The organism is Ferrovibrio terrae, assembly GCF_943371255.1.
Lineage (GTDB): Bacteria > Pseudomonadota > Alphaproteobacteria > Ferrovibrionales > Ferrovibrionaceae > Ferrovibrio > Ferrovibrio terrae_B.
Window position 1 is genome coordinate 1 of record NZ_CALRUC010000144.1, and the last position, 9,443, is coordinate 9,443.

Consider the following 9,443-nt stretch of genomic DNA (forward strand, 5'->3'; position numbering starts at 1 on the left):
CGATGTCGGACCCGGTGGTGCATCAGAAAGATCTCGACCCCCTGATCGCCGGCCATGAGCGCTTCGCGCGTGGCATGCGGGGCGGACTTCGCCTCAACCTGCAGTTTCGTGACGCCTCCGGGCTGAATTTCGCCAACCGTGACCTGCGCGAGGCTGCCATGGTGGGCGGCCGGTTCAGCGGGGCGGTATTCAAGTTCTGCAAGCTGAGCGGTGCCAATTTCTACGGGGCGGTTCTGGAGATGGCCGACTTCTCCTCGGCCGACCTGACCCGCGCCGACCTGCGCGGCGCCATCTTGCGCGGCGCCAGCCTGGAATTCGCCGATTTGTCGGGCGCCGACCTGCGTGATGGCCGGCTGCTGAAACCCGATGAAGACGGCAATCTGGTGCCGATCGCGGTCGGCGGCGCCGTCACCGAAAAAGCGCATATGAGCCATTCCAAGCTGATCGGCGCCAAGCTGGGCCGGCTGATGAGCCAGCAGGCCGATCTCAGCCACGCCAATCTGGCCAATGCGCGCCTGACCGATGCCGACCTGTCCAATTCTGATCTGCGCGGGGCGATTTTCGTCGGCGCCGATCTCACCAACACCAATATGAGCGGCTGCAGCCTGTCGGGCGCCGTGCTGGCCGGCGCGATGCTCAACGGCACCAAATTCGATGGCGCCGATCTGGCAGGCGCCTTCTTCCGCCAGAGCGAGATGCGCGATGCCCGCCTGGCCGGCGCCCAATTGCCAAAGAACATCGCCGATCTGGACAAGCCGCTGCAGATTATCCTGCGCGAGCATCTGGCCTGGACGGAATCGCTCGGCGCCAAGGGGCAGCGGGCGGATTTCAGCCGCATCGACATGTCCGGGGTCAAACTGGCCAAGATCGATCTTTCGGCAGCGCTGTTCATCCAGTCCACCCTGGTGGAGGCCGATTTCGGCGGCGCGGCGCTCACCATGTGCGATTTCACCGATGCCATGCTGCTGAATGCCCAGTTCACCGGGGCCGACCTGCGCGGGGTGAAATTCAGCGGCGCCAACCTGATCGGCAGCAATTTCCGCGGCGCCAGGCTGGCGCCGATGCCGATTTCCTCCCTGCATGGCAAGCGCTGGCATGCCAACCTGGAGAATGCCAATCTGAGCCAGTCCAACCTCAGCGCCTGTGACCTTGAGGGCGCCAACCTGACCCGGTCGATCCTGATGCATGCCGATCTGCGCGACGCCAACCTGAAAGGCGCCAATTTCCGGGGCGCCGATCTGACCGGTGCCGATTTGCGCGATGCCAAGGTTTCGGGCGCGGACTTCACCGGCGCCAGCGGCGTCAACCTGTCGTGAACCATTCCTGCCTATGCTAGGCTGGCCGACAAGAGCCTGATATAGAAGCCGCCCGATGAACAATCCCGTTAAGGTCATTGCCCAGTACGAAGTTGATGAGATGTTCGAATCTCATGCCAACTACGTGCGCGGCGTGCGCGGCGGCAAGCGCATGGTGCTGCATTTCCGCGATGCCTCGCGGGTGGATTTCAGCGGCAAGGAGCTGACCTCGGCCGATTTCGTCGGCAGCAAGCTCAACTATGCCGATTTCAGCCATGCCGCCCTGGTCGGCTCGTCCTTCTTCGCCGCCGACATGCAGGGCGCCGATTTCCGTCGTGCCGACCTGACCAAGGCCGACCTGCGCGGCGTGAACCTGCGCAATGCCAATCTTGAATCCGCCAACCTGACCAATGCCGATATCCGCGACGGCGTGCTGCTGCGCCCGGATGAAGACGGCAACCTGATTGCCGTGCTCAAGCGCGCCACCTCGATCGACAATGCGAAGATGGCCGGCGCCAACCTCACCTCGGCCAAGCTGGGCAAGGTGGTCGGCCGCAACACCGACCTGAGCAACTGCAATTTCTCCAATGCCAAGCTGAACGGGGCGGATCTGTCAGGTTCGAACCTGTCCGGATGTTTGTTCACCGGTGCCGACCTCACGGCGTCCAACCTGTCGCATTGCATTCTGCATGGCTCTGTTCTGGCAGGGGCCGTGCTGAACGAAACCAATTTCGAAGGCGCCGACCTGACGGCTGCCTATTTCCGCCCGATCGACCTGCGCGATGCCGATGTCACCAAGGCGATCATGCCGCGCAGCCTGGAGAGTCTCGACCGCTCGCTGCAGTTCATCGTCAAGGAGCATCTCACCTGGATCGAGACCCTGGGCAAACAAGGCATGCGGGTGGATTTCAGCCGCTATGACCTCTCCGATCTCAAGCTGACCAACATCAACTTCTCGGCCGGCGACTTCTCCTATGCCATCCTGCGCAACACAGATTTCTCCGGCTCGCGCTTTGTGCTGTCGGATCTGCGCGGCGCCATGATGCTGAATGCGAATTTCGCCACCTGCAATCTGCAGGGCGCCAAGTTCGACCGCGCCATCATGACCAATGCCGATTTCCGTGGTGCCAAGCTGTCGACCGTCAGCATCACTGGCGCGATGCATCGCCGCCAGTCGGCCAGCTTGCAGGAATGCAATCTGACCCAGGCCAAGTTCCAGGGCGCCGATCTGGAAGGTGCGGTGTTCAACCGCTCGATCCTGACGCTGGCCGATTTCCGCAGCGCGAATTTGCGCGGCTGCTCCTTCCTCGATGCCGATCTCACCAATACCGACCTGCGCGGCGCCGATCTGGAAGGTGCCGACCTGCGCGGCGCCATCGGCTTCAAGGTTCCGAAGCCGAATATGGAAAAGAGCAGCGACTAGGCGGTTGCCCCCTCCTCGTCCAGCGATGGCGGCAGCGCATCCAGCGCCGGCATCTGCGACAGCAGGATGACAGCAAGCTGCACGCCATAACCCGCGACTGCCAGCCAGATCGCGGCCCCCAGACCGAACCGCTCTCCGACAAAACCGCCGACCAGCGCACCGAGTGGCCGCATGCCCAGCGTCGCCACCTGCTGGATCGCGCTGACGCGGCCGATCAGGCGCAGCGGCACGATGGCCTGGCGCAGACTGGTCTGCCCGATGGTCCACAGCATCGGTCCGAAGCCGAACAGGAAAAAGCCGACGAGCAGCAGCGTGAAGGCCGCATCGTCCTGCATCGCGGTGGTGGCACCAATGGCAAGGGCAGCCAGCAGCGAGGTGGCCGGGCCGAGCAGGATCATGTGGCCGAGCCGCAGGCGGGCGTGAATCATTGGCGCTGCCAGCGCGGCCAGCAGCATGCCGAGCCCCTGCGCGCCCAGCGCGATGCCGGTCTGTGCCGGCGTCAGGCCGAGCGTGTTGATGGCAAACAGCACGAACACCGCCATCAGCACAAACCAGCTGAAATTCCACGCCATCGCGCAGGCGGCAATCGCGCGCAGCAGCGGATGACGCCACACCACGGCGAGGCCTTCGGCCAGCGCATGGCGGATCGGCGGACGTTCGGTGCTGGGCAGATCCCTGCGCATGCCCGGGGTCAGCAACAGCAGGACGGCGAGTGCCGAGGTCACTGCCGAGACGGCCAGCGCCAGGGCCGGTGAGGTCCAGCCGGCAATCGCGCCGGCGAGGCCCGGTCCGAGGAAGACGGCGGCGGCACGCGTGAATTCGATCTTTGCATTCGCTGCCGGCAGGCCCTCGCGCGCCACAATGGCCGGCAGATAGGCCTGTGCCGCGACATTGAACAGCACGGTGCAAGCCGACAGTGCGAAGCCCAGGATCGCGAGGCTGACCAGATCGAGCCAGCCGGCAAAGGCCAGCAGCGGCACCAGCGCCAGCAGCAGCGCGCGCCCGGCCTCGCTGCCAGCCATCAGGTAATGCCGCGGCAGCCGGTCGGCCCAGATGCCGGCCACCAGCGACAGCAGCAGATACGGCAGGGTCTGGGCGGCACTCAGCGCGCCCATGGTCTCGGCCGTGGCACCGAGCGCCAGCGCCGCCATCAGCGGGATCGCCGCCATGGCGAGCTGTTCGGCGCCATTGGCGGCCAGGTTGGCGAGACTGAGGCGGTTCAACGGGGTCATCGGCATGGTCGGCTCCAGGGGACTGCAGCCGGAGTAAGCCATTGGCGGAACACAAACTATCCGGATATTGCGCTGTCATGCCGGGGCCTGCGCCCCATCCTGTGACTGGCATCACGGCTTTCAGCCCCGATTTAATGGACAGGGCCGCCCACTAATCCTATAGATCATTCCGCCCCTGACCTCCGGGCCCCCTTACCCTTCGCGGGACTGACAATCATGACCAAGAAAAAAGCCATCCTCTCCGCTGCCGGCCTGCTGGTGCTGGCCGGCGCCTCCTATGGTGCCTGGCACTGGTGGAGCTACAGCCGCTTCATCGAAAGCACCGACAACGCCTATATCGGCGCCGACATCACCGTCGTGGCGCCCAAGGTGACCGGCTACATCACCAGCATGGCGGTGGCCGACAACCAGCGGATCAAGGCCGGCACCGTGCTGTTCGAGATCGATGCCAGCGACTATCGCGCCAAGGTGGCGCAGGCCGCTGCCGCCGTGCAGGCGCGCCGCGCCGCCATCGACGTGATCGACAAGCAACTGGCCAGCCAGCAGGCCACCATCGCCGAAGCCGATGCCTCCTGGCGCAGCACCCGCGCCGATCAGGTGCGCAGCGAGGAAGACCTCAAGCGCTATCGCCAGCTCGCCGTCGGCAACTATGTCTCCAACCAGAAGCTGGAACTGGCCCAGGCCGACCAGCGCAAGGCCAGAGCTGCAGTCGACCGCGCCGAGGCCGCCAAGTCTGTCGAGCAGAACCAGATCGCCGTGCTGAAGGCCAACCGCGAACAGGGCCTGGCCCAGATCGCCCAGGCCGAGGCAGATCTTGCCGCCGCGAAACTCGATCTCGACAACACCGTGGTCCGCGCGCCGGTCGATGGCGTGATCGGCAACCGCACCGGCCAGACCGGCCAGTATGTGAAGCCCGGTACCCAGATCATGGTGATCGTGCCGACCGACGAGGTGTATGTCGTCGCCAACTTCAAGGAGACGCAGCTGCGCGGCATGAAGCCGGGCCAGAGCGCCAGCCTGCATGTCGATGCCTTCCCCGACCTGACCATCAAGGGCCGCATCCAGAGCTTCGCGCCGGCCTCGGGCGCCAAGTTCAGCCTGCTACCGCCTGACAACGCCACCGGCAACTTCACCAAGATCGTGCAGCGCGTGCCGGTCAAGCTGGTGATCGACAAGGCCGAAGCCCAGCCCTTCCTGGTGCCCGGCATGTCGGTGGTGGTGGATATCGATACGCGCAGCGAAACCGCGCTGCGCACGGCAGCGAAGTAACGGGCCGCGCGACCATGTCTGCCACCGCTGCCACCATGGCGCAGATCCCAGCCGCCCCGGCGACGCAGAAAGGCCGGATGATCGGCTATTTCGCCATGGTGATCGGCATGTTCATGGCGATCCTCGACATCCAGATCGTGTCCTCCTCGCTGGCCGAGATCCAGGCTGGCCTCTCGGCGTCTGCCGACGAGATCAGCTGGGTGCAGACATCGTATCTGATCGCCGAAGTGATCATGATCCCGTTCAGCGGCTATCTCTCGCGCCTGCTGTCGACGCGTGTGCTGTTCACCATCTCGGCCGCCAGCTTCACGCTCGCCAGCCTCGGCTGCGCCATGGCGACGAATCTGGAGACCATGATCGTGCTGCGCGCCCTGCAGGGCTTCCTCGGCGGCGCCATGATCCCCACCGTGTTCGCCAGCACCTACATGATGTTCCCGCGCGAGAAGATGGCCGGCGCCACGGTGATCATCGGCCTGGTCGCCACGCTGGCCCCCACCATCGGGCCGACCTTCGGCGGCTACCTGACCCAGCTGTTCTCCTGGCACTGGCTGTTCCTGATCAACATCGTGCCCGGCATCATCGTCTGCCTGCTGGTGTGGAATTTCATCGATATCGACAAGCCGAATTACGCGCTGCTCAAGGGCTTCGACTATATCGGTCTCGGCGCGCTGGCGGTGTTCCTCGGCAGCCTGGAATACGTGCTGGAGGAAGGTACCCGCAACGACTGGTTTGCCGATGCGGCGATCCGCAATTTCGCCGTCGCCTGCGGCATCGGCGCCGTGCTGTTCTTCTGGCGCAGCCTCACCTACGCCAACCCGATCGTAGATCTGAAGGCCTTCCGCAACCGCAACTTCGCCACCGGCTGCCTGTTCAGCCTCACCATCGGCATCGGCCTCTATGGCCTGGTCTACCTGCTGCCGCTTTATCTCGGCCGCGTGCGCGGGCTGAACAGCCTGCAGATCGGCGAGGTCATGTTCGTCACCGGCCTGGCGCAGTTCATGTCCGCACCCATGGCTGGCATCCTGGCCCGCAAGGTGGATCCGCGCCCGGTGCTGGCCTTCGGCTTCGCCCTGCTCGGTGCCAGCACCTGGATCATGACCGGCCTGACCGGCGACTGGCAGTTCGACGAGCTGCTGCTGCCGCAGATCATGCGCGGCGCGGCGCTGATGTTCTGCATCGTGCCGATCAACGTGATCGCGCTGGGCACCCTGCCGCAGGACGAACTGAAGAATGCCAGCGGGCTGTATAACCTGACCCGCAATCTCGGCGGCGCCTTCGGCCTTGCCGCGATCAACACGATCATGACCGAACGGACCAATTTCCACTGGAACCGCCTGGTCGATTTCGTCAATCCCGGCCGGGTGGAAGTGCAGCAGTATATCGACAGCATCGCCAATATGTTCGGCGACCGCACCGCAGCCGACCAGACCGCCTTTGCCATGAAGATGCTGGGCAACAAGGTGCAGGCGCAGGCCTATATCATGAGCTTCATCGACGTCTTCGTGATTCTCTCGGTGCTGTTCTTCGTCGCCGCCATTGCGGTGGTGTTCGCGCAACGGCCCAAACCCGCGCCAGCCGGCGCCGGCGGTGGCCATTGAACAAGCAGGCACCGATCAAGCGCGGCCGGCCGGTCGATGCCGCCAAGCGCGAAGCGATCCTGGAGACCGCGCGCGAGCTGTTCTTCGAGCATGGCTACGGCATCGGGCTGGAGACGATTGCCGCCCGGGCCGGCGTGTCGCGCCAGACCATCTACAACCTGTTCGCCTCGAAAGACGACCTGTTCGCCGCCATCGTGCAGGAAAGCTCCAGCCAGATCACCGCAGCCCTGGCCGAGCTGTCGCCCGAAGCTACGCCGCGCGATGTGCTGACCGCGCTCGGCATCGGCTTCCTCAGCAGGATCCTGTCCGACCGCGCCGTGCAGTTCCAACGCCTGCTGATCACCTCATCCGCCAGCTTCCCGACGCTGGGGCCGACCTTTTATGCCAATGGCCCCGGCAGAGGGCTGGCCCGCCTCGCCGCCTATCTCGACCGCGAAACCGAAACCGGCCGCCTGGCGGTGGATGATCCGGTGCTGGCGGCGGAACAGTTCTTCGGCATGCTGATGGGCCATCGCAGCATGCGGCGCACCCTGCGCATCGACGGCGAGATGCCGGCGGCCGAAATCCGGCGCCGGGTCGACAGCGCGGTCAGCACTTTCCTGCGCGCCTACAGCAAACCCGCTTAAGTGCCGAGCGACTTCGAGGCGATCTCGTAGACATCGCGCGACAGGTTCGGCTTGGCCAGCACGCGCTGCAGCTCGGCCTTCATCCTGGCCTGCCGGCCGGCATCGAAACGGCGCCAGCGGCCGAGCGGCGCCAGCAGCCGGGCGGCAACCTGCGGATTGATCGGCTCCAGCTCGAGGATGCGGTCGGCATGGAAGGCATAGCCCGTGCCATCGGCAGCGTGATAGCGCAGCGCATTGGCGGTGAAGCCGCCGATCAGGGACCGCACCTTGTTCGGCTTCTGCATCGAGAAGGCCGGATGCGTCAGCAGCGCCGTCACCTGCTGCAGCGTATCGGGCAAAGCCGAGATCGCCTGCAGCATCAGCCATTTGTCGAGCACCAGCGGATCGTCGGAAAAACGCTGGTAGAAATCGGCCAGCGCCGCCTGGCGTTCCGTGCCCGGCAGATCGACCAGCAGGCGCAGGGCCGCCGCGCGATCGGTCATGTTATCGGCCTTGGTGTATTGCTCATGGATCAGGCGGCGCAGGCCCGCATCCACATCGGCCAGTTCCGACAGATAGGACAGCGCGGCATTCTTCAGCGAGCGCCGGCCGGCCGCAGTGGAATCCGGGCTGTACGGTCCCGGCACGGTATTCGCCGCGTAGATCGCTTCCAACTGCGGGCGACAGGTCTGCGCGATCTCCCGCCGCAGAGCCCGCCGCGCGGCGTGAATCCCGTCGACATCCACCACATCCATGCGGTCGGCGATGTAGTCCTCGCTCGGCAGGGTGATCGCTTCGGCAATGAAGGCTTTTTCCAGCGCGTCATCGCGCAATGTCAAATCGATGGCTTCGATGAAGGCCGGATCGAAAGCCCGTGCCGGATCGGCGACGCGGTTCAGCAGCAGCTCGGTGGCATATTGCTGGCCGGCCTCCCAGCGCGCGAAGGCATCGGAATCATGCGCCATCAAAAACGCCTGCGCGCCGCCATCCTGCTTCGCCTTCACCAGCACCGGGGCCGAGAAGCCGCGGTTGAGCGAGATCGCCTTCGGCTCCGGCACACCCTTGAAGCGGAACACCTGCGTCGGCGCGGTCAGCGTCAGGATGCCATCCTTGACCGCGCTTCCGCTCTCAAGGCGCAGCGGAATATCGCGGCCCTGCGCATCCAGCAGGCCGACACCAAAGGGCATCTGCACCGGCTGCTTGTCAGGCTGGCCCGGGGTCGGCGGTACCCGCTGCATCACGGTCAGTTCATAATCGCCGCTGGCGGCATCGTATCGCCCTGCCACCGTCACCTCCGGCGTGCCGGCCTGGGCATACCAGCGCTGGAACTGCGACAGGTCGGTGCCGGTGGCATCGGCCATGGCGGCAACGAACTGGTCGCAGGTTGCGGCTTCGCCGTCGTGGCGCTCGACATAGAGCTGCATGCCCTTCTGGAAACCCGCCTCGCCCAGCATGGTGTGGATCATGCGGATGACTTCGGAGCCCTTCTCGTAGATCGTCGGCGTGTAGAAATTGTCGATGGCGATGTAGCTGTCGGGCCGGATCGGATGCGCCAGCGGGCCGGCATCCTCGGGGAACTGGCGGCTGCGCAGCAGACGTACATCCTGGATGCGCTTGACCGGGCGCGAGCGCATGTCGGAGGTGAATTCCTGGTCGCGGAAGACCGTAAGACCTTCCTTCAGCGACAGCTGGAACCAGTCGCGGCAGGTGATGCGGTTGCCGGTCCAGTTGTGGAAATACTCATGCGCCACCACGGCCTCGATGCCGGCATAATCCACATCGGTGGCAGTGTCCGGATCGGCCAGAATGAATTTGTCGTTGAAGACATTCAGGCTCTTGTTCTCCATCGCACCCATATTGAAATCGCTGACGGCGACGATGTTGAACAGGTCGAGGTCGTATTCCAGCCCGAAGCGGGTCTCGTCCCAGCGCATCGAGCGTTTCAGCGCATCCATCGCATAGGCCGTGCGGCCCTGCTTGCCATGCTCGACGAAAATCCGCAGCGCGACCTTGCGGCCGCT

At 64.8% G+C, this 9,443-nt stretch carries 7 protein-coding genes; 5 read left to right on the forward strand and 2 right to left on the reverse strand.

Annotation, left to right across the window (positions count from 1 at the left end; all coding sequences use genetic code 11):
- Together AAG799_RS20740 and AAG799_RS20745 are read left to right on the forward strand one after the other, a co-directional pair.
- Positions 1-1,316, forward strand: a 1,316-nt coding sequence (locus tag AAG799_RS20740) for a pentapeptide repeat-containing protein (RefSeq protein ID WP_341898858.1), incomplete at its 5' end; no start/stop codon positions are given.
- Positions 1,317-1,371: 55 nt separating this feature from the next.
- The gene (locus tag AAG799_RS20745) at positions 1,372-2,718 is read left to right on the forward strand and encodes a pentapeptide repeat-containing protein (RefSeq protein ID WP_297684957.1); all 1,347 of its coding nucleotides are present in this window, start codon (positions 1,372-1,374) and stop codon (positions 2,716-2,718) included.
- On the opposite strand, the gene AAG799_RS20750 is transcribed toward AAG799_RS20745, so the two are convergent.
- Complete coding sequence (locus AAG799_RS20750) at positions 2,715-3,956, reverse strand: MFS transporter (protein ID WP_341898859.1); 1,242 nt, start codon at positions 3,954-3,956, stop codon at positions 2,715-2,717. The genes AAG799_RS20745 and AAG799_RS20750 overlap by 4 nt on opposite strands.
- Before the next feature lie 210 nt (positions 3,957-4,166).
- On the opposite strand from AAG799_RS20750, the gene AAG799_RS20755 reads away from it, so the two are divergent.
- From AAG799_RS20755 to AAG799_RS20765, 3 genes are read left to right on the forward strand one after another with little or no spacing between them, the layout of a single operon-like run.
- A complete protein-coding gene (locus AAG799_RS20755; protein WP_341898860.1) occupies positions 4,167-5,219 on the forward strand; it encodes an HlyD family secretion protein in 1,053 nt (350 codons plus the stop codon).
- A 14-nt stretch (positions 5,220-5,233) separates the two neighbouring features.
- Positions 5,234-6,817: a DHA2 family efflux MFS transporter permease subunit gene (locus tag AAG799_RS20760; protein WP_341898861.1), complete on the forward strand. Its 1,584-nt coding sequence runs from the start codon at positions 5,234-5,236 to the stop codon at positions 6,815-6,817.
- Entirely contained in the window at positions 6,814-7,443 is a 630-nt protein-coding gene (locus AAG799_RS20765) for a TetR/AcrR family transcriptional regulator (protein WP_341898863.1), read from the forward strand. Before AAG799_RS20760 ends, AAG799_RS20765 begins: the two co-directional genes overlap by 4 nt.
- Here the strand turns inward: AAG799_RS20765 and pepN are convergent.
- Positions 7,440-9,443, reverse strand: a 2,004-nt coding sequence (gene pepN / locus AAG799_RS20770; protein ID WP_341898865.1) for an aminopeptidase N, incomplete at its 5' end; no start/stop codon positions are given. The two genes, AAG799_RS20765 and pepN, sit on opposite strands and share 4 nt — an antisense overlap.

What these genes read in the sequence shown, in the direction of transcription:
- AAG799_RS20755 (WP_341898860.1), top strand. Translation starts at nt 4,167, where the DNA reads ATGACCAAGAAAAAAGCCATCCTCTCCGCTGCCGGCCTGCTGGTGCTG.
- AAG799_RS20750 (WP_341898859.1), bottom strand. Translation starts at nt 3,956, where the DNA reads ATGCCGATGACCCCGTTGAACCGCCTCAGTCTCGCCAACCTGGCCGCC.
- AAG799_RS20745 (WP_297684957.1), top strand. Translation starts at nt 1,372, where the DNA reads ATGAACAATCCCGTTAAGGTCATTGCCCAGTACGAAGTTGATGAGATG.
- AAG799_RS20760 (WP_341898861.1), top strand. Translation starts at nt 5,234, where the DNA reads ATGTCTGCCACCGCTGCCACCATGGCGCAGATCCCAGCCGCCCCGGCG.